This window comes from Pacificibacter marinus (genome assembly GCF_018860505.1).
Classification (GTDB): Bacteria; Pseudomonadota; Alphaproteobacteria; order Rhodobacterales; family Rhodobacteraceae; genus Celeribacter; species Celeribacter marinus_B.
In genome coordinates this window covers 1-18,551 of sequence record NZ_JAHKPU010000024.1, presented here as the reverse complement: position 1 = coordinate 18,551, position 18,551 = coordinate 1, and the positions used below count along the sequence as shown (strand labels likewise).

The window sequence follows — 18,551 nt, the reverse complement described above, 5'->3', positions numbered from 1 at the left end:
GCAAAGCGCACTCACTGTCAAAAACACACGAGCGGATCAGTCGTCACGGTGTACTTTTTCGCGGCGCTCGTGACGCTCTTGCGCCTCAAGGCTCAAGGTCGCGATGGGGCGTGCATCAAGACGTTTAAGCGAAATCGGCTCGCCCGTATCTTCACAATATCCAAACTCGTCAGCATCGATGCGACGCAAGGCAGCATCGATTTTTGTCACGAGCTTGCGCTGGCGATCCCGCGTGCGCAATTCAAGAGCGCGGTCGGTTTCTTCAGACGCACGGTCCGCGATGTCTGGAATGCTACGGGTTCCGTCTTGCAAACCTTCAAGCGTGTTGCGGCTTTCATCCAGCAGCTCTGCTTTCCAATTTTCAAGTTTGCGACGAAAATATTCGATCTGACGTTCGTTCATAAAGGGTTCGTCTACCGATGGACGATAATCGTCAGGCAGGGTTAATTCGGCCGTCATAGTGCTCACCTCATTGTCGCCGACAGCTCAAGTGCTATCACTTTTGACTGGTCGGCACCTCCAATTGCCGCTCATTTACCTGCTTTGCAAGCGGATGTCACTAGGTGATCTACCACGCGTTGTACCTTTGTGATCCGCTGCTATGATTGGCCTGAAAATTCGTTAGATCGGGGCTCTTTAGCTATGAAATTCGCATCAACTGACACTTATATCGCGCCCAAAGACCTCACAGTTGCTGTGAACGCGGCCATCACGCTGGAGCGTCCTCTTTTGGTCAAAGGCGAACCGGGGACAGGCAAAACCGAACTGGCACGCCAAGTGGCCGCAAGCATGGGCATGCAGATGATCGAATGGAATATCAAATCCACCACCCGCGCCCAGCAAGGCCTGTATGAATATGACGCCGTGTCGCGCTTGCGTGACAGTCAGTTGGGGGATCCAAAAGTCGAGGATGTGAGCAATTACATCAAGAAAGGCAAACTTTGGCAGGCCTTTGAGGCGGACGAAAAAGTGGTTTTGCTGATTGATGAAATCGACAAGGCCGATATCGAATTTCCCAATGATTTGCTGCAAGAACTCGATAAGATGGAATTTCATGTCTACGAGACGGGTGAAACCGTGCGCGCGCGCCATCGCCCTGTGATCATCATCACCTCGAACAACGAAAAGGAACTGCCAGACGCGTTTTTGCGGCGCTGTTTTTTCCATTACATCCGCTTTCCAGACATGGAGGTGATGCGCCAAATCGTCGACGTTCACTTCCCGAACCTGAAAGACCGCCTTTTGACCACGGCTTTGACACAGTTCTATACCATAAGAGAGACTCAAGGGTTGAAAAAGAAACCCTCGACCTCGGAAGTACTGGATTGGCTTAAATTGCTGCTGGCAGAAGATTTAACACCGGAAGACCTTGCGATGGACAGTGCAAACGCGCTGCCCAAATTGCATGGCGCCTTGTTGAAAAACGAACAAGACGTGGCGCTGTTTGAACGTTTGGCCTTTTTAGACCGCAAAGGACGTCGCTGAGATGAACATCACCATTCGATCTTTGACGCGTACAGATCAAGAGGCATGGAAACCGCTTTGGCAGGCCTATTTGACGTTTTACGAGTCTGCTGTGCCCGACGCAGTATCAGAAGCCACGTTCAATCGGCTGACGGACCCTGCGCAGTCTGAACGCGCCGCTTTTGTCGCTGTCTTAGACGACAAGATCATTGGTTTTGTGCATTACATCACCCATGCCCATAATTGGCGGCTGGAAGATGTGATCTACCTGCAAGACCTATACGTAGCGCCAAGCGCACGTGGCAAAGGGGCCGCACGGGCCTTGATCAACCGCGTTTACAGTGCCGCAGATGAAAATGGGACGCCATCAGTGTATTGGATGACGCAAGAGTCCAACGTCACGGCCCGCAATCTCTATGATCAAGTTGCCACTTTAACCCCGTTTGTGAAATACCAAAGGCCATCATAAGTGCTTAAATCCCCCCCCTTATCCAAACCTAATTCTGCCACTTGCCCCATCGCCGCAGGCCGTGCTTGGCGGCTGGGCGCTGTGGTTTTGGCTATGGGGGTTCTGATCGGTTGTGGCGCACCTGAACTGCGAACGCAGCGCGACACAGCTCGTGCACCCTCGGTCTTGCTTGATTTGCCACCGATGAAACTCTTTTCATCCCTGAGGCCCGCTAAAATCACCCGCTCGAATACCTCAATTGCGCGTGATTTTATGGCGCTGAGTTTCCAACTTGAAAATGGCACGGAACTGTCACAATTCACCCGATTTGACGGACCGATCACCCTGCGCGTGACGGGGAGTGCCATCCCTGCATCCTTAGGCCCTGATCTAGAGCTTTTGATCGCGCGATTGCGCCGTGAGGCGGGCATTGATATCACCCGCGTCGGACCAAATGTGGACGCGAATATCACCATCGAGACCCTGCCCCATGCAGACTTACGCCAACGTATTCCCAATGCGGCTTGCATCGTTGCGCCCAATATTTCCAGCTGGGATCAATATCGTCATGCCGCCCGCAGTGATCTGAGCTGGACCAACGTCATGCGGCGCGAAAAACTGTCGATCTTCATCCCCAATGACGAAGCGCCGCAAGAAATGCGCGACTGTCTGCACGAAGAATTGGCCCAAGCTTTGGGACCGCTCAACGACCTGTATAGCTTGACCGACAGTGTGTATAATGACGACAATATTCATTCGATCTTGACTGAATTTGATATGTTGATTTTGCGCGCAACCTATGACCCTGCCCTGCGCAACGGCATGTCACGCGCGCAGGTGGCACAGCGCTTACCTGCAATTTTGAGCCACATTAATCCCGCCGGAAATCGCGTGAGCACACCGCCCTTTACCCCGACACCACGCGCGTGGATCAACGATGTCGAGGCCGCAATGGGCGCGCAACCATCACCGAATGCGCGTCGCGCAGCCGCAGCACGCGCTGTCAACTTTGCGCTGTCCCAAGGGTGGAATGACTCGCGCACAGGGTTTTCACTCTTTTTGCTTGGCCGCTTGTCTGTTGGGGCTGATCGCGGGCTTGCACGGGCTGCATTGTCAGATGCCTACGCCATTTATACGGCACGTAGCGACACAGCCTATCATGCGGCTCATGTCGCGTTGCAACTTTCGGCCATTGCTTTGCTTGATAACAATTTTGACGAAGCCTTGCGTCTCACCAACACTGCGATCCCGATCGCGCGCACCGCAGGCAATGCAACCTTGCTCGCCTCTTTGATGATGACCAAAGCCGAAGCCCTGACCGCTCTTGGGCGCGCCTCTGAGGCACGGCTGGTTCGGCTCGACAGTCTGGGCTGGGCGCGGTATGGATTTGGCACAGATGAACAGGTCCTTGCTCGATCCAGCGAAATTGCAAGTCTCGCGCGGCGTTAAGACGGCTCTGTTTCGCAAAAACAGCCCAGAGAGTGACGCAGGCTTGCGCGCATTTTGGCAGATGAAGGACATAAGACTATGATCGTCATTCTATTGGCAATTGTCGGCGCAACACTTGGGTGGCGTATCGCCACAAAACGGGACGGAAACCGATTGGACAAGCTGCAATATGCTGCGGCTTTGATGCTGGGGTTTTCTGTGATCGGGCTATTTATCACGCTAATCATCGATATCTTGATCTAAGATCCCTGGACCTGCGCCACGCAGACCAGCCCCTTTATGTGAGGGACCTTTGATGTTTTTACCCTTTTTCCAAACATTACGCAGTCACAACGTGCCTGTGTCTTTGCGCGAATATCTCGCGTTTTTGGAAGCTATCTCCACCGGTCTTGCACAGTATGACATCGAGGAATTTTATTTTCTGGCCCGCGCTATCATGGTCAAAGATGAACGCAACATAGACAAGTTCGATCAGGCTTTTTCAAAATCTTTTCAAGGTCTTGAAAGCATATCTTCAGAACAGGTTATCGAGGCTATTGATCTGCCCGAAGACTGGCTGCGCAAGGAAATTGAAAAACACCTAAGCGCCGAAGAACGCGCCGAAATCGACGCCTTGGGTGGGTTTGACACGCTGATGGAAACACTCAAAAAGCGCTTGGACGAGCAAAAAGACCGACATCAAGGTGGCTCTAAATGGATCGGCACTGGCGGCACCTCGCCCTTTGGTGCCTACGGTTACAACCCCGAAGGCGTGCGCATCGGACAAGACCAATCGCGTCACCGAAAAGCTGTCAAAGTTTGGGACAAACGGGATTTCAAAAACCTCGACGACACGGCCCAACTTGGAACCCGTAATATTAAAGTTGCGATGAAACGTCTGCGCTCTTGGGCCAGAGACGGCGCCCATGACGAGCTGGATTTGGACGGCACCATCCGCGCGACGGCTGAGAACGGCTATCTTGATGTAAAAACGCGACCTGAGCGGCGCAATGCCGTAAAAGTCTTAATGTTTTTTGACGTGGGCGGCTCGATGGATGATCACATCAAGGTGGTCGAAGAATTGTTTTCTGCCGCACGCACAGAGTTCAAGCACCTTGAATACTACTATTTCCACAACTGCTTGTATGAAGGCGTTTGGCGCGACAATATCCGTCGTTGGAACGGGCAAACCCCGACCCAAGATGTTTTCAACACCTACGGTAAAGACTACAAAGTGATTTTTGTTGGCGATGCGTCGATGTCACCTTATGAAATCGCGATGCGTGGTGGTGCGACCGAACATTACAATGATGAAAGCGGCGAAGTTTGGCTGTCGCGTGCCCGCGCCCATTGGCCCGATCACCTCTGGCTTAATCCTGTGCCTCAAGATCATTGGCGCTACACGCAATCCATTGGCATGATTAACGAAATTTTCGACAACCGCATGGTGCCGATGACGCTTGACGGGCTGACAAAGGGTATGAAACTATTGGGGTCGTGAAAACACGCCCTACGCGACGGAACACTGCAAAACCTGCGTATAACCCCCACGAAACGCCCGAAAAGGATCGCGTTATATCACAGTTTTTCAAACGTCTTTGGCAAAATACGCCAATCGCCACGGTTGTCTTGGTGGTCTCACTGGCGGTCGCGGGGCTGTTCACTGTACGCTCCGTGGCGCTTTGGGTCTATTGGCATGATCCGCAACATCGCGCCCAAGCGATAGAGCCATGGATGACGCCAAAATATATCGCACACTCTTGGGCCGTTCCGCCGCATATCGTGGGCGACGCCTTAGGCGATTTTCAACGTCATAAAAAAGGCCCCATGAACTTGGACCAAATCGCCGCTGCAAAGGATATGTCAACGCGCGATTTGATCACATCTATTGAAGACGCGATCCACAGTTTCAACCTGACGCGCCCTTCTCCTCCGCCGCCTCCTCCTCCGCATCGCCCTGCGCCAAAGGATGGATCATGACGGATAATATTGTCGCGCTGATCACAACCTATGGCTATCTAGGCGTCTGCATCTGCACTTATTTTTCATGTTTGTTCATTCCTATCCCCACATCTTTGATGATGCTGGCTGGCGGCGCTTTGGCAGCTTCAGGTGATATTTCGGCCCCCATTTTGTTGCTATCGGCGTTTTCAGGCGCGGTTTTGGGGGACCAAACCGGTTTCTTTATCGGGCGTAAATTCGGACGACGCGCTTTGACGCGACTGTCACGGTCACCTGCCCGCGCACGTGTGATCGCACGGGCAGAGGCAACCGTGGACAGGCGCGGCGGATACGGTGTGTTTTTCTCAACATGGCTTGTCGCGCCCCTTGGACCCTATGTAAATGTGGTCGCGGGCGCTGCTGGTTTGAAATGGCTGCGCTTTACCATCGCAGATGTCTTAGGCGAGGCGATTTGGGTCAATCTGTACATTTGGATTGGTTTTGCATTCGCGGGCAGTTTGGCATTGGTGTCCGAACTGGTGAGCGATGTCATGGGCTTGATCGCAGCTTTGGTCATCGCGGCCGTTGCAGGCCTTTGGATCACCCAAGTGTTGCGCGCGCAACGTGCCACGGATAAAGCCCGCGAGAACGAGCAAAAGCAAGAAACAGCCCCTGCCCCCTTTGCCAAACAATCCGAGAGCACCATATAAGTCATATGCTCAAGTTCCTCCCCATCCTTTTGGCCCTCATCTACGGCTATGTTATGTACCGCATGTCTGCGGGACGCTCTGCGCGTGAATTGGCGTCAAAATCCGCTGAACTGGCTGACGCTACCCTGCGCGATCAATTCATGCGGCTGGCTCACGCACTCGATTTGCCGCGTGTGCAAGTGTTTTTATATGACATCGAGCCAGTGAACGGCTTGGCGGCCCCAGATGGCAAAGTCTATATCACGCGCGGGTTTTACCAAAAATTCCGTTCTGGCGAAGTCACAGCCGAAGAAATGGCATCCGTTGTGGCGCATGAATTGGGCCATGTCGCTTTGGGTCATTCCAAACGGCGGATGATTGATTTTTCAGGTCAAAATGCTCTGCGCACGGCGCTCGCTATGGGATTGCGTTTTGTGCCTCTCATCGGCCCGTTTGCGATCTATATCGCCTCAGCCATGACCAGCATGCTCGCCGCGAAACTGTCGCGCCGCGATGAATTTGAAGCGGACGCCTATGCCTCTGCCTTGTTGCACAAATCAGGCATTGGCACTGAGGCGCAGAAATCACTGTTTTTGAAACTTAATGCACTGACAGGCGCACATGGCGCCAAGACCCCTGCATGGTTTATGAGCCATCCGAAAGTGGAAGAACGGATCAAAGCGATTGAGGTGAACGAGGCAAAGTGGCAGGCTTAGCCACATAAACGCATCAATCGGAGGACGTCACATGCGGATAGACTGGCATTCAGCCCCTCTCAACCGAGACACGCCCATTACGCCCAATTATAAAAACACACAGAATGTGCGTCGATTTTTACGGCAAACCTGCGGCGAAGACTTCAAATTTGACCGCCCCTTTATGCAATGGATCAAAGACGGAACGGATTTAACCTTGGGCGATGTTGCGGATGAATGGATGCGGCGTCAGGTGGCAAAAAAGACCCAATAACAAATTAGCCCAGCATTTTGCCCAAACGCGGCAATCGCGCTTTTTTCATCAGTTTGCGCATATCCCATGGCTGGCCAGACAGACGTTCGGCCGTCAAGCGAACGTCTTCGCAAGCAGCACCAACCAGATCAGGGTGATGCGAGGCGAGCTCCCACAAGAACCCATCGGGGTCACGGCGCTCAACGCCCTCTTCGCGCAGGGTGTTTTGCGGAAAATCTGAGGCGTTCATGGTGACAAGCTCGTCGGCATTGCCTGCAATCGCGGCAGCAAGCACATGAATGTCATTTTCATCGGGCAGATACAGCCGCGCCTGCAACCCCGCGTGAGGTTTAACGCAAGCCTTTGGCCAAACGGCTTTGATAAGCGCCACTTCGGCGCGGGCCTGCGCCTCGCCCGTCGGGCCAATTTTACGCGCGGCTCTGGCCCATTCTTCTAAAATGCGCTCAGACCACAGCGGGGTAAAAAGCCCCTTGGCGGCCACGTTCAACAGAACCTCACGCATCACTGTGGGGTATAAAACGCAGGCATCAAGGAGCACTTTTTTCATGTGTTTGAAGTCCTTAAGACATCATGCGGTAAAACAGACCTTTAAGATATCCGCTTTCCGCGAGTTGCGGCATCAGTGGATGATCGGCACCGGCAAAGCCCGTATGGATAAGTTGCGCTGATCGTGTCGCGCGGCCAATGCCACGGTTGCACGAATTGCGGAACCGTTCCAAATCAGCGGCATGTGAACACGAACACAGGCCCAGATATCCACCATCGACAACCAAAGCAGCCGCCATTTTCGCCACGCGTTCATAGGCGCGCAGACCCTTTTCAAGTGCAGGTTTGCTTGGCGCGAACGCAGGTGGATCACAGATCACAACGTCGAACTTTTCGCCCTCGGCCAACAAAGCTGCCATAGTATCGAAAGCATCGCCTTTGCGGGCGCTGAACTTGTCAGACACGCCCATAGCAGCCGCGCCTTGTGCAGCCAATTCAAGCGCAGGTGCAGAGCTGTCAACACAGACAACGGATTCTGCACCGGCTGCCAAAGCTGCCAAGCCGAACCCGCCAACATGGGAAAACACATCCAAGACGCGTTTGCCTTTGACAAGATTCTGCGCGAAGGCGTGGTTGTCGCGTTGATCAAAAAACAATCCGGTTTTTTGCCCGCCCATAAGGTCGGCCATGTAAGTGGCGCCGTTCATGGATACGGGGATCACGCCTTCGACAGCGCCATCGATCACTTCTAGTTTTTCGTCCAAACCTTCCAAAGTGCGTGCACGGCCAGAGCCGTTCATCACAAAAGTCGTGGCACCGGTGACGGATTTCAAAGCTGCGACCAAAGGTGTCAGCAAGGCATCAGCCCAAGCCGCATTCGGCTGGATCACCAAAGTATCGCCGAAACGATCAACGATAACCCCTGGCAGGCCATCGGCTTCGGCGTGGATCAAGCGATAAAAGGGCTCAGCATACATCATTTCGCGATGTTGCAGCGCATGTTTGACGCGGGGGGCAAACCAAGCCTCGTCAATCGCCATGTCGGGATCGCGATCCAACACCCGCGCAAAAATGCGGCTGTTCGGATTGACGCCAACAAGGGCCAAAAAGTTACGCTCCGCATCCTCAAGCCGCGCAATTGCGCCGGGTGTGAGGTTTTTCGTGCGGCGGTCGAGGACCAGCTCATTGTCAAACACCCAAGGGCTGCCGTGGCGCACTGCGCGGGCATTGGCTTTTGGGGTAAGACGAATGGTGGGTAATGATTCAGAAGGGTGCGTCATGCCCCCCTCTTACTGAGGTTTTGCGTTCCATGAAAGGGGGATCAGAAGGCGTAGGGCTGTTGCAGCTCAGTTGTGATCACTTCTGCCAGTCGTTCGATGATCCGTACTTTCTGTGTCACGCCAGCTTTTTCGGCATTTACGGCAGCGATACCACCCAAAGCATCGAAAGTTGCATCCACCAAGCGCGGCGGTACGAGTGTGGCCCCTGTCTGGGCGTCGCGAATGGTCATAGCAAACATAATTTCGTGTTCGCCACCAAAGGTGTAACGCACTTTTTCGGTTTGCGCGTGAAACTGTACCAATTGCACATCGACGATGACTTCTTTTGCACCATCAAATGCCCGCGCGCCTGTCGCCAGCCCTGCTTCTAAAACAGCTTGAACTTGTTCATAACGATTGCCGTAAGCATCTCCGCGCCACACAATGTCAGCGTTTGGTTTATATGTATTGGCTTCTGATACGGTTAAATCTTTTGGCACGAAAACATTGATCTTGCTGACTTTAAAATCTGGCTGGATGTAATTTGGTTTGGCTGAGACCTGCCCAGAAAGCGGAGCATCAATTGGCGCGGCACGCGACACTGTTTCAACAGGTGCACAGGCTGCGGCACTGACCATGAGGCCGATTGCTGCGATCATTTTTACGCGTTTAGTGACGGTTTTCATTGCTCTGCCTCCGGGGTATTCCCCATTAATTCTGTGTTAACCATGATGGCGAATTGAGGCAGGAATGAGAAAATCCCGCAGCATTTTGCGGGATTTTTCTGGGTCTTATCTAAAGACCTGTATATCATTTTTGGTCATAATCTGATCAGGCAGCCCTCTCAAGCGTACCAAAATCAGATTTACGCAGCGCTTTGTGCTGTTGAGGTCGCACCGAAGGAAAACAGGCGACGAACCCATTTGGAAACGGTTGTAACGATGCTCAGAGCAGTTTCAGCACGAAGTTGACGTGCACGCGCTTCGATTGCAACGAGTTCGAGTTGTGAGACTGGTGCGTTTGTCATGTTATATTTCCTTTTAAGTCGTAATTTTGTTTTGCGCTCTGTATCCTAGGTCAAGGACACTGTCGTATTGCTTGATCCATACCTACGCCTCACAGCCTCAGACCACCACTACCCATTGCGAAACCCCGCCATGCGCCTGCTGCATTGCAGCGCAACATGTTGGAAATACCGGATCGTGTCGCAAGAAATACCTTGGCATCATCCAGTTCACTGGTGTTCGTCGATGAAAGAACAGGCAGATGCTATACCGCACGCCGATGTGGCAAATGGTTCTGGACATTTCTGCACTGCGGCTTTAAGTTAGCGCTAACACAGTATAGTTTAGCGCTAACGAGATGTATATAAACTCACGCAAGCCCACAAAACGCAATTCACCCTAAAATTGACCGCAAAGGCCCGCTCCATGTCACTTAATGCACAGATCAAAGCCGTCACCGACCGTATCATAGAGCGCTCACGCCCAACACGTGACGCATACTTAGAGCGGATGGGCGTTGCTGCAAACGCGGGCCCTGTGCGCGCACATTTGAGCTGCGGCAACCAAGCTCATGCCTACGCGGCCATGGGACAAGACAAAGATGCGCTTGTTGCAGATCGCGCGGCAAACCTTGGCATCATCACCGCATATAATGACATGCTGTCCGCACATAAACCTTACGAACATTACCCCGACATCATCCGCGATGCGGCGCGCTCTGTTGGTGCAACAGCCCAAGTCGCAGGTGGTGTTCCAGCGATGTGTGATGGTGTCACCCAAGGTCAACCAGGCATGGAACTGTCCCTCTTTTCCCGTGATGTGATCGCCTTGGCTGCGGGTGTGGGCCTGTCGCACAATTGCTTTGACGCCGCCGTGTTCTTTGGAATTTGTGACAAAATCGTCCCGGGCCTTGTGATGGCGGCGGCGACATATGGCCACATTCCGTCCGTGTTTGTTCCAGCGGGTCCGATGACCTCGGGCATTCCGAATGATGAAAAAGCCAAAGTGCGTCAGCAATTTGCGACTGGCGAAATTGGTCGTGAAGAGTTGATGAAGGCTGAAATGGCGTCATATCACGGATCTGGCACCTGTACGTTTTACGGCACAGCCAACACCAACCAAATGTTGATGGAAATCATGGGGCTGCACCTGCCCGGCGCATCCTTTGTCAATCCAGGCACCGATCTGCGTGACGCATTGACCGCAGCCGCGGCCAAACGAGCCCTTGAGATTACCAATCTGGGCAATGATTTCCGTCCGACGTCGCAGATTTTGGATGAAAAAGCTTTTGTGAACGGGCTTGTTGGCTTGATGGCAACCGGTGGCTCGACCAATCTTGTGTTGCACATGCCAGCCATGGCGCGTGCTGCAGGCATCATTCTGGACCTTCAAGATTTCTCTGATATCTCAGAAGTGATCCCTTTGATGGCCAAAGTCTATCCGAACGGCTTAGCGGATGTGAACCACTTCCACGCGGCCGGCGGGCTTGGTTATATGATTGGGCAGCTTTTGGAAAATGGTTTGCTGCATGAAGATGTCAAAACCATCGCTGGTGATGGGCTATCACTGTACACCAAAGATCCGAAAATCAAAGACGGCGCATTGGTGTTTGAAGACGGCTCGAAAGAGACGCTGAACGATCGTATTTTGCGCCCAGTCGCTGATGCTTTTCAAAAAACCGGTGGCCTGAAAGAGCTTAAAGGCAATATTGGACGCGGCGTGATGAAAGTCTCTGCCGTGGCCCCAGAGCGCCGCATCGTTGAGGCCAAAGTTCGCATTTTCCACGATCAACGCGATGTGAAACCCGCCTTTAACAATGGCGAATTCACTGATGACACCGTGGTTGTCGTGCGCTTCCAAGGTCCGCGTGCCAACGGTATGCCCGAATTGCATTCCTTGACCCCTACTCTATCAATCCTGCAAGATCGCGGTCTCAAAGTGGCGCTGGTCACGGATGGCCGTATGTCTGGGGCCTCTGGTAAAGTGCCCGCTTGCATTCACGTCTCACCAGAGGCCGCAAATGGTGGACCGATCGCAAAACTGCGCGATGGCGACTTGGTCCGCGTGGATGCGGTTGCAGGCACTTTAGAAGTGCTTGAGGCAGATTTTGACACCCGCGACGCCGTGCAAATTGATTTGTCCGCCAATAGCATCGGCATGGGCCGCGAGCTGTTCGAAGTGTTCCGCCAAAACGCGGGCAATGCCACCGAAGGCGCTGCGACAATCCTATAGGATCGGCCATCAAGCCCAGCTGTTGATCTAAGAATGTGCCGCTCACAACCCTGTGGGCGGCATTTTCATAAGTTTGGCGCATTGTGTGATGCTCAAACGCGTTGCAAAAGCGACTGTCCCTTGACCTGAGCGTGACAATAGGCTTGTTAGGGCTAACACCCCTATTTTGTGGCATAAGGAGCCCCACCATGACCCCACAAGAGGCCAGCATTCTGTGCGCCGAAATTTGCGCACTTGCCCCCGTCGTTCCTGTTCTTGTTGTCAATGACGTCGCCCATGCACGTCCATTGGCCGAAGCGCTTGTCGCGGGCGGTTTGCCAGCTCTCGAAGTGACCTTGCGCACCCCCTGCGCCCTTGACGTTATCAAAGAGATGTCAAAAGTCGAAGGTGGCACAGTTGGCGCGGGCACGCTTTTGACGGCGCAAGACGTGACAAACGCCAAAGCTGCGGGCGCAAAATTCGGCGTATCCCCTGGCGCAACAGACGCTCTTTTGGATGCTTGCGAAGCACAGGACATGCCATTGTTGGCCGGCACTGCGACATCCTCAGATGTGATGCGCCTGCTTGAGCGCGGCTATACTGTCGCCAAGTTTTTCCCTGCGGAAGCCAACGGCGGCGCCCCTGCGCTGAAAGCCATCGGCGCGCCTTTACCGCAAATGAAATTCTGTCCAACCGGCGGCATTTCACTGAAGACGGCGCACCAGTATTTGTCTTTGCCCAACGCGCTTTGCGTTGGCGGTTCATGGGTTGCACCGAATGATCTGGTGAACAAAGGCGACTGGAAAGCCATCGAAGAACTGGCACGCGAGGCCGCTGCACTGTCGCGCTAACGCTGTCTCATTCCAAAAAACACTTACATAAGCTGCGGATCAACTCGATCTGCGGCTTATACGCGATGCCCTCGACCCGATTGTTGTAATGGCACTCAGTCTTGGCGCTCTGAAACCTGCTGCATAAGCCATGCTTGCCGCAGGTTGCGCAGACATCGCACCTGATCGCATCGCGTCAACACGGCGCTCTGGACCACCTACATGTCCACCGTTATGTACAACATCGAATTTCGCCCAGAGCGCTGCTGGGCGCGTGCCTGAGCGACAGAAGGCGACAATCGGTTTAGGGCAGGCAAATATATGGTCATCAAACGCCGCTTGATCCTGCTCGGTTGCCCCTCTCTCATGAATTGGCAGATAAACCGCTTTTAAACCAAGTTTCTGCGCCTCGGCCGCGATTGCGCTGAAGTCAACTTGATCAAGGCCTTCATGATTTGGTCGATTGCAAATAATTGTTTTGTAACCGGCTTTTGCCAAATCTTGGACCGTGTTCACCTCCACCTGATTGGCAATCGCGAACATTCCGTTAAGTTTTCTAACGCGCATGTAAAACTCCATTTCCACGATCGGCACATCCAAGCCCTCAGCACCTTGGGTCTTTTTGTTCTAATGCTCTAAATATGCCTAAAACTGCTTACGAATACGTTATCCTATCTCAGAGAGAAAACGCGAAATTTAGTCAAATGATCACAGTATGAGTCAATTGCGCATATCGAAAGTATCGCGCGCCTTAACCGCGACGCGCACGAGATCCGCCACGCCGCACGCTTGGGCCAGTCAAACTGACCAAACCTTCACGCAAGACCAAAGTCATCGGATGATGGTCCGCTGCCCCTTGCTCATAAAGGCCAATCAAGCGCCGGATCGCAATATCTGGTCGCAAATCCGGTCCAATTTTGATTGCCCAATCCAAAAAGATCGACCGCGCCTCTTGGATCGTGATGTTTTCAATGCGGTAGGATTCGCGGATCAATCCCCCCGGATCGAGCGCTTCATCGTAATCAAGTGTTTCGCGGCGCGACATGAGCGGTTCTCCTGTTTTGAGCTTTCATCAGCTAAAGTGTGCCAAGGCTCCGCGCAAGAGCCATAGCGTTTATGATGACACAGCAGGGCGTGCCAGAACGCGGTCCAACACATCAGCAGCCGCAGCACTTGCCTGTGCGATCTGTATCGACAAGGCCTCGATGCTATCGGTTTCGGTAGAGCGCATCAAAAACGCGCGCCCATCCGTACCGATGGCCGCCGGATCAAGTTTGTCCCCCGTCAACAAGCGCGCTGCCGACTGCAAGCGCCATGTAAGCTTATACGTTGTGCGCAAAACGTCGTGTTCGTCTTGCGTCAACCAACCAAAGTCTCGCCCCGATTGTAACTGCGTATAAACGTCTTGCGCGGGGCAACCCGTGATCAAAGCAGCTGCCTCGGCCACCAGTTCGATATCCATCATCCGTCCAGCCCCGCTTTTAGGATCCCAAGGTGTCCCAGGCTTGGCCTCTGCCAAACGCCTGCGCATATCGTTGGTTTCAAACCGGATCGCGGCTTCGTCATGTCGTGTTTGTAGCAGGCTGGTGCGGAACTGCTCGACCGCCGCAGACAAATCAGGCGCGCCAACAACGACACGGGCGCGCGTCAACGCCAAGTGCTCCCAGACCCAAGCCTCGTTTTGTTGATAAGCCGTAAAGCTGTCAAAAGAGGTGGCGACAGGGCCTTGCTTGCCTGACGGGCGCAGCCGCATGTCAACCTCGTACAGTCGCCCCTGCGCGGTTTGCGCGGTGACGGCCGTGATCATAGCCTGCGTTAAGCGTGCGTAATAAGTTCTTGAAGCCAATGGACGTTTTCCATCCGAATATTCAACGCCACCTGCATCATAAATCACAATCATATCCAGATCAGAGGCAGCCGTTAAGCGTCCAGCCCCAAGTGATCCCATGCCCAAAACCAGTGCACCGCGCCCTGGCGGCACCCCGTGTTTTTGTGCAAAGGCATCGACCACCACATCGTAAAGCGCCGCAATCGACGCAGACGCCAAATCGCAATATTGCTGCCCAGCCTCATCCGCAGAAATGAGCCCGCGCAATTGGTGGACACCAATGCGAAAATGCCATTCTTTGGCCCAGCGACGCGAATTGTCCAAGGCCAACTCGTAATCTTCGGATTTGGCCAAGGTCTGCGCCAACTCGACACGCAAAGCATCGTATCCGGGCCATGGCGCAAAGAAAGCGCCACCAATAACAGCATCTAAAACGCCAGAGTTTCGCGACAAATACCGCCCCAAATGCGGTGCTGTCGCAACGATATCAAGGATCAGGTCGATCAATTGAGGATTGGCCTCAAACAATGCAAAAAGCTGCACGCCAGCGGGCAATCCGCGCAAGAAACCATCCAAATTGGCAGCCACTTCCAAAGGGCGATCTTGAGCTTGGATACGGATTAAAATGTCCCGTTTCAGGCGATCAAAAATTTCCTGTGCGCGCTCTGAGCGCAGTGCCGGATAGCTTTGCCAGCGCGATGTGATTTCGCGCAACTCATCGGATTGGTCAATCTCTGGCGCTTGCACTTCGGAGGGGGCAAAAAAGCCCTCTGTCACCTCATGTACGCGTGCGCAACGTTGCAAAATATCTGCACGCATTGCCTCTGTGTCCATCCCCATCAAATACGCCAATCGGTCGAATTCGTCTGGCGTTGATGGCAGGCTATGCGTTTGCTGGTCGCGCAGCATTTGCAAGCGATGTTCTACCTCTCTATGCGCGGTATAATCGGCGGTCAAAATGTCACAAATATCATGTTCTATCCAAGACTTATCAGCCAATCCTCTTAATGCATCACAAGTGCCACGCATCCGTAAATCTTTGTCGCGTCCCCCTGCAATCAATTGCCGTGTTTGGGCGAAAAACTCGATTTCTCGAATACCTCCAAGTCCCAATTTGATGTTGTGGTCTTCAAGTTTAAGTGCGCCACCTAACCCTTTGTGTTTACGTATTTTCAGCCGCATATCATGGGTTTCCTGAATGGCCGCAAAATCAAGATGTTTGCGCCAAACGAAAGGTGTGAGCGTGTCCAAAAACTGCTGCCCCGCCACCAAATCGCCCGCGGCGGTACGCGCCTTGATATAGGCCGCGCGTTCCCATGTGCGCCCGACACTTTCATAATAGCGCTCTGCCGCGTCCATAGCGAAACAGACAGGCGTCACAGATGGATCAGGGCGCAGGCGCAAATCCGTGCGAAACACGTATCCATCCGCAGTGAGTTCGGACAAAGACGCCATGGCTTTACGTGTGGCGCGAATAAAACCCGCACGCGCATCCATACGGTCCACAGGATCAAATCGGGTCTCGTCAAACAGGCAAATGAGATCAATATCAGACGAATAATTGAGCTCACCTGCCCCATGCTTGCCCATGGCCAAGGCCACCATGCCAGCGCAGCTTTCAACATCATCTTGGGTCTGACCTGGTAATTTTCCACGTTCGATCTCACGTGCGACATGCGCTCGTAACGCTGTATGTGTCGTGTGATCAGCCAGATCCGACAAGGCCCCCGTGACTTGATGCAGCGGCCAGACTCCAGCCAAATCGCACAAGCCCGCAAGCAAGGCGACACGTCGTTTGGCGCGGCGCAATTCTGCGTTCAATGCGGTAATCTGCGTATCAGGGGCCAGAGCCTCAATGCGCGTCAACTCAGAGGTCAATGCCGCATCAGGGTCGTTGAGCGCCAGCGTTATCCAATCAGCTTCGCGCCCGATTAACCCATGCAAATAAGGCGCACTGCCCCCCGCACCGATGATCAAATCACGCGTTTGCCCCGTCAAATCGGGCACAAATGCCGCCGCTTCAGCCCCTCGATCTTGATCAAAGGCCCGTGGCAGCCGCGTTATTTTACTTGCAAAGGACGTGCTAGACATCTGGTGGTCTCCAATGGATTGGCAGCCTATAAGACCCCTTTCTCAAGACCTTGTGCAAGATCAAAACAGCTATCAGTTTAAAACCGTGGCACAAATTTGTAGCTATTAGTCGCGGGTAACGGACTGAGGCAACGCTTTATCAGCAATGGCTGACCGCGTTGAAGCCTCCTGAGGTGGAAGTGCATAGCCGTTTTCACTTGGGTCACATTCGCCACTTCAAAGGAAGGATTGACTCACCCTCTACATATCTATAATTCCCGATATATGGATAAAATTAATGCACTCGACGCTTTCACCGCTCTCAGTCAGGCCACTCGACTTGATGTCTTTCGTCTTCTCATCAAAGCTGGTGACGTCGGCATGACGGCTGGGGACATCAGCGACACCTTGAACGTGCGCCAGAATACAATGTCGACCAACCTTTCAATTTTGGCGCGTTCAGGTTTGATCCGAAGCGAGCGCGAAGGCCGCAGCATCCGTTACTTTTCGGATATGGAAGGTGTACGAGGCCTGCTGGCTTTTTTGATGGAGGACTGCTGTGGCGGACAACCAGAGCTGTGCCAGCCGGTCATCAACGAACTCGCATGCGCCTGTTAGGACACAGACATGGCCAAGGAAAGATACAATATTTTAGTCCGTTGCACTGGGAGTTTTGCGCACTCGATCCGCGCAAACGACACAGCAAAAGCAGGGCGCCATACCAAATGCCCCTGCAACACACCCTCGACGATACTGACACGTCTGCCACCCAAACTGGCGACGTCTCTCTTTCTACAGAAAGCATGACATGACCGATACATCACTTCCCGCTGCGGCAGGACTTGGACTTTTTGAACGCTGGCTTTCCGTCTGGGTGGCGCTGGCGATTGGCGCGGGGCTGTTGCTCGGCAATCTGTTTCCGGGCGCTTTTTCCGCACTCGCTTCTTTGGAAATCGCGTCAGTCAACTTACCTGTGGCGGTGCTGATTTGGGCCATGGTCTATCCCATGATGGTGGGTGTTGACTTTGGCGCGCTGCGTCAAGTGGGCGACAAGCCCAAAGGTTTGGTCGTCACGCTAGTGGTCAACTGGTTGATCAAGCCATTCACGATGGCAGCGCTCGGCGTGGTGTTTTTCAACTACGTCTTCGCAGGCCTGATCCCACCGGATGACGCGCAAGCCTATCTCGCGGGGGTGATCCTTCTGGGGGCTGCGCCCTGCACGGCCATGGTCTTTGTCTGGTCGAACCTGACACGCGGCGACGCCACGTACACCTTGGTTCAAGTCAGTGTGAACGATGTTATCATGGTCTTTGCCTTTGCGCCGATCGTGGCCTTCCTGCTGGGGACAACCAACATCGTCGTGCCTTGGGACACCTTGATGTTGTCGGTTGGCTTATATGTTATATTGCCATTGTTGGTCGGATACCTGACGCGACAGCGCTTGGTTGCCAAAGGCGGGGAAGCGGCTATCGTGTCTTTCAAGTCTCGCGTTCAGCCGTTCTCGATCATCGGTTTGCTGGTCACTGTCGTGCTGCTCTTCGCGTTTCAGGGAGAGGTTATCCTTGAACGTCCGCTGGTGATCGCCATGATTGCTGTCCCGTTGTTGCTTCAATCCTACGGCATTTTCTTTTTGGCTTACGGGACCGCGCGGGTTTGGGGCATTCCGTTTAACGTCGCAGCCCCCTGCGCCCTCATCGGCACCTCCAACTTTTTCGAGCTGGCCGTAGCGGTCGCGATCAGCCTGTTCGGTCTGGGATCTGGCGCGGCGCTGGCAACGGTCGTCGGCGTGCTGGTGGAAGTGCCGGTCATGTTATCACTCGTCGCATTCGCAAACAGGACACAACACTGGTTTCCCTCTGAGGGAGGCTCAGCATAACAGCTGTCATCCCCCCTACCATCCGCCTTGGTCTTGTCCCGCTTACGT

21 protein-coding genes are annotated in these 18,551 nt (G+C 53.6%); 13 read left to right on the top strand and 8 right to left on the bottom strand.

Annotated elements, in window-relative coordinates; all coding sequences use genetic code 11:
* Positions 1-36: 36 nt before the first annotated feature.
* A complete protein-coding gene (gene dksA / locus KO503_RS09270; protein ID WP_215991275.1) occupies positions 37-459 on the bottom strand; it encodes an RNA polymerase-binding protein DksA in 423 nt (140 codons plus the stop codon).
* Positions 460-642: 183 nt separating this feature from the next.
* Here dksA and KO503_RS09265 point away from each other — a divergent pair, with 183 nt between their 5' ends.
* The 9 genes from KO503_RS09265 to KO503_RS09225 all read left to right on the top strand — a co-directional run bounded on the left by KO503_RS09265 (position 643) and on the right by KO503_RS09225 (position 6,939).
* On the top strand, positions 643-1,485 hold the full coding sequence (locus KO503_RS09265) for an AAA family ATPase (RefSeq protein WP_215991274.1): 843 nt from the start codon (positions 643-645) through the stop codon (positions 1,483-1,485).
* A 1-nt stretch (position 1,486) separates the two neighbouring features.
* On the top strand, positions 1,487-1,933 hold the full coding sequence (locus KO503_RS09260) for a GNAT family N-acetyltransferase (protein WP_215991273.1): 447 nt from the start codon (positions 1,487-1,489) through the stop codon (positions 1,931-1,933).
* Positions 1,934-3,361: a DUF2927 domain-containing protein gene (locus tag KO503_RS09255; RefSeq protein WP_303506701.1), complete on the top strand. Its 1,428-nt coding sequence runs from the start codon at positions 1,934-1,936 to the stop codon at positions 3,359-3,361.
* A 78-nt stretch (positions 3,362-3,439) separates the two neighbouring features.
* Positions 3,440-3,604, top strand: a complete 165-nt coding sequence (locus KO503_RS09250) for an apolipoprotein acyltransferase (protein ID WP_215991272.1) — start codon at positions 3,440-3,442, stop codon at positions 3,602-3,604.
* Positions 3,605-3,656: 52 nt separating this feature from the next.
* Positions 3,657-4,841, top strand: a complete 1,185-nt coding sequence (locus tag KO503_RS09245) for a vWA domain-containing protein (protein WP_215991271.1) — start codon at positions 3,657-3,659, stop codon at positions 4,839-4,841.
* Entirely contained in the window at positions 4,838-5,320 is a 483-nt protein-coding gene (locus KO503_RS09240; RefSeq protein WP_215991270.1) for a hypothetical protein, read from the top strand. Before KO503_RS09245 ends, KO503_RS09240 begins: the two co-directional genes overlap by 4 nt.
* Positions 5,317-5,991, top strand: coding sequence for a DedA family protein (locus KO503_RS09235; RefSeq protein ID WP_215991269.1), 675 nt, complete (start codon positions 5,317-5,319; stop codon positions 5,989-5,991). Before KO503_RS09240 ends, KO503_RS09235 begins: the two co-directional genes overlap by 4 nt.
* A 5-nt stretch (positions 5,992-5,996) precedes the next feature.
* The gene (locus tag KO503_RS09230) at positions 5,997-6,686 is read left to right on the top strand and encodes a M48 family metallopeptidase (protein ID WP_215991268.1); all 690 of its coding nucleotides are present in this window, start codon (positions 5,997-5,999) and stop codon (positions 6,684-6,686) included.
* Positions 6,687-6,717: 31 nt separating this feature from the next.
* The gene (locus KO503_RS09225; protein ID WP_215991267.1) at positions 6,718-6,939 is read left to right on the top strand and encodes a DUF6434 domain-containing protein; all 222 of its coding nucleotides are present in this window, start codon (positions 6,718-6,720) and stop codon (positions 6,937-6,939) included.
* Between the two features lie 4 nt (positions 6,940-6,943).
* On the opposite strand, the gene KO503_RS09220 is transcribed toward KO503_RS09225, so the two are convergent.
* The 4 genes from KO503_RS09220 to KO503_RS09205 form a co-directional block, all read right to left on the bottom strand.
* Positions 6,944-7,486, bottom strand: coding sequence for an RSP_2648 family PIN domain-containing protein (locus KO503_RS09220; protein WP_215991266.1), 543 nt, complete (start codon positions 7,484-7,486; stop codon positions 6,944-6,946).
* A 13-nt stretch (positions 7,487-7,499) separates the two neighbouring features.
* Positions 7,500-8,705, bottom strand: coding sequence for an RSP_2647 family RNA methyltransferase (locus tag KO503_RS09215; protein WP_215991265.1), 1,206 nt, complete (start codon positions 8,703-8,705; stop codon positions 7,500-7,502).
* Positions 8,706-8,746: 41 nt separating this feature from the next.
* Positions 8,747-9,370 (bottom strand): DUF6778 family protein, encoded by a 624-nt coding sequence (locus KO503_RS09210; RefSeq protein ID WP_215991264.1) that lies wholly within the window; start codon positions 9,368-9,370, stop codon positions 8,747-8,749.
* Positions 9,371-9,549: 179 nt separating this feature from the next.
* A complete protein-coding gene (locus KO503_RS09205) occupies positions 9,550-9,711 on the bottom strand; it encodes an RSP_7527 family protein (RefSeq protein WP_215991263.1) in 162 nt (53 codons plus the stop codon).
* 403 nt (positions 9,712-10,114) lie between these two features.
* Here KO503_RS09205 and edd point away from each other — a divergent pair, with 403 nt between their 5' ends.
* Together edd and eda are read left to right on the top strand one after the other, a co-directional pair.
* The gene (gene edd / locus KO503_RS09200; RefSeq protein ID WP_215991262.1) at positions 10,115-11,920 is read left to right on the top strand and encodes a phosphogluconate dehydratase; all 1,806 of its coding nucleotides are present in this window, start codon (positions 10,115-10,117) and stop codon (positions 11,918-11,920) included.
* A 188-nt stretch (positions 11,921-12,108) separates the two neighbouring features.
* Positions 12,109-12,750, top strand: a complete 642-nt coding sequence (gene eda / locus KO503_RS09195; RefSeq protein WP_215991261.1) for a bifunctional 4-hydroxy-2-oxoglutarate aldolase/2-dehydro-3-deoxy-phosphogluconate aldolase — start codon at positions 12,109-12,111, stop codon at positions 12,748-12,750.
* 39 nt (positions 12,751-12,789) lie between these two features.
* On the opposite strand, the gene KO503_RS09190 is transcribed toward eda, so the two are convergent.
* From KO503_RS09190 to KO503_RS09180, 3 genes are all read right to left on the bottom strand, one after another.
* Positions 12,790-13,296, bottom strand: a complete 507-nt coding sequence (locus tag KO503_RS09190) for a beta-lactamase hydrolase domain-containing protein (protein ID WP_215991260.1) — start codon at positions 13,294-13,296, stop codon at positions 12,790-12,792.
* A gap of 184 nt (positions 13,297-13,480) precedes the next feature.
* Complete coding sequence (locus KO503_RS09185) at positions 13,481-13,774, bottom strand: hypothetical protein (RefSeq protein WP_215991259.1); 294 nt, start codon at positions 13,772-13,774, stop codon at positions 13,481-13,483.
* A 69-nt stretch (positions 13,775-13,843) separates the two neighbouring features.
* The gene (locus KO503_RS09180; protein ID WP_215991258.1) at positions 13,844-16,648 is read right to left on the bottom strand and encodes a glutamine-synthetase adenylyltransferase; all 2,805 of its coding nucleotides are present in this window, start codon (positions 16,646-16,648) and stop codon (positions 13,844-13,846) included.
* 264 nt (positions 16,649-16,912) lie between these two features.
* On the opposite strand from KO503_RS09180, the gene KO503_RS09175 reads away from it, so the two are divergent.
* Positions 16,913-17,245, top strand: a complete 333-nt coding sequence (locus KO503_RS09175; RefSeq protein ID WP_215991257.1) for an ArsR/SmtB family transcription factor — start codon at positions 16,913-16,915, stop codon at positions 17,243-17,245.
* A 190-nt stretch (positions 17,246-17,435) separates the two neighbouring features.
* Positions 17,436-18,503 carry an ACR3 family arsenite efflux transporter gene (gene arsB / locus KO503_RS09170; protein ID WP_215991256.1) on the top strand — a complete coding sequence of 356 codons (1,068 nt, stop codon included), beginning with the start codon at positions 17,436-17,438 and terminating at the stop codon, positions 18,501-18,503.
* Positions 18,504-18,551 lie beyond the last annotated feature (48 nt).

Coding starts and splice junctions, on each gene's coding strand:
- edd (WP_215991262.1), top strand. CDS start 10,115: ATGTCACTTAATGCACAGATCAAAGCCGTCACCGACCGTATCATAGAG.
- KO503_RS09210 (WP_215991264.1), bottom strand. CDS start 9,370: ATGAAAACCGTCACTAAACGCGTAAAAATGATCGCAGCAATCGGCCTC.
- KO503_RS09225 (WP_215991267.1), top strand. CDS start 6,718: ATGCGGATAGACTGGCATTCAGCCCCTCTCAACCGAGACACGCCCATT.
- KO503_RS09215 (WP_215991265.1), bottom strand. CDS start 8,705: ATGACGCACCCTTCTGAATCATTACCCACCATTCGTCTTACCCCAAAA.
- KO503_RS09245 (WP_215991271.1), top strand. CDS start 3,657: ATGTTTTTACCCTTTTTCCAAACATTACGCAGTCACAACGTGCCTGTG.
- dksA (WP_215991275.1), bottom strand. CDS start 459: ATGACGGCCGAATTAACCCTGCCTGACGATTATCGTCCATCGGTAGAC.
- KO503_RS09190 (WP_215991260.1), bottom strand. CDS start 13,296: ATGCGCGTTAGAAAACTTAACGGAATGTTCGCGATTGCCAATCAGGTG.
- KO503_RS09235 (WP_215991269.1), top strand. CDS start 5,317: ATGACGGATAATATTGTCGCGCTGATCACAACCTATGGCTATCTAGGC.
- KO503_RS09265 (WP_215991274.1), top strand. CDS start 643: ATGAAATTCGCATCAACTGACACTTATATCGCGCCCAAAGACCTCACA.
- KO503_RS09205 (WP_215991263.1), bottom strand. CDS start 9,711: ATGACAAACGCACCAGTCTCACAACTCGAACTCGTTGCAATCGAAGCG.
- arsB (WP_215991256.1), top strand. CDS start 17,436: ATGACCGATACATCACTTCCCGCTGCGGCAGGACTTGGACTTTTTGAA.
- KO503_RS09175 (WP_215991257.1), top strand. CDS start 16,913: ATGGATAAAATTAATGCACTCGACGCTTTCACCGCTCTCAGTCAGGCC.
- KO503_RS09250 (WP_215991272.1), top strand. CDS start 3,440: ATGATCGTCATTCTATTGGCAATTGTCGGCGCAACACTTGGGTGGCGT.
- eda (WP_215991261.1), top strand. CDS start 12,109: ATGACCCCACAAGAGGCCAGCATTCTGTGCGCCGAAATTTGCGCACTT.
- KO503_RS09185 (WP_215991259.1), bottom strand. CDS start 13,774: ATGTCGCGCCGCGAAACACTTGATTACGATGAAGCGCTCGATCCGGGG.
- KO503_RS09230 (WP_215991268.1), top strand. CDS start 5,997: ATGCTCAAGTTCCTCCCCATCCTTTTGGCCCTCATCTACGGCTATGTT.
- KO503_RS09260 (WP_215991273.1), top strand. CDS start 1,487: ATGAACATCACCATTCGATCTTTGACGCGTACAGATCAAGAGGCATGG.
- KO503_RS09220 (WP_215991266.1), bottom strand. CDS start 7,486: ATGAAAAAAGTGCTCCTTGATGCCTGCGTTTTATACCCCACAGTGATG.
- KO503_RS09180 (WP_215991258.1), bottom strand. CDS start 16,648: ATGTCTAGCACGTCCTTTGCAAGTAAAATAACGCGGCTGCCACGGGCC.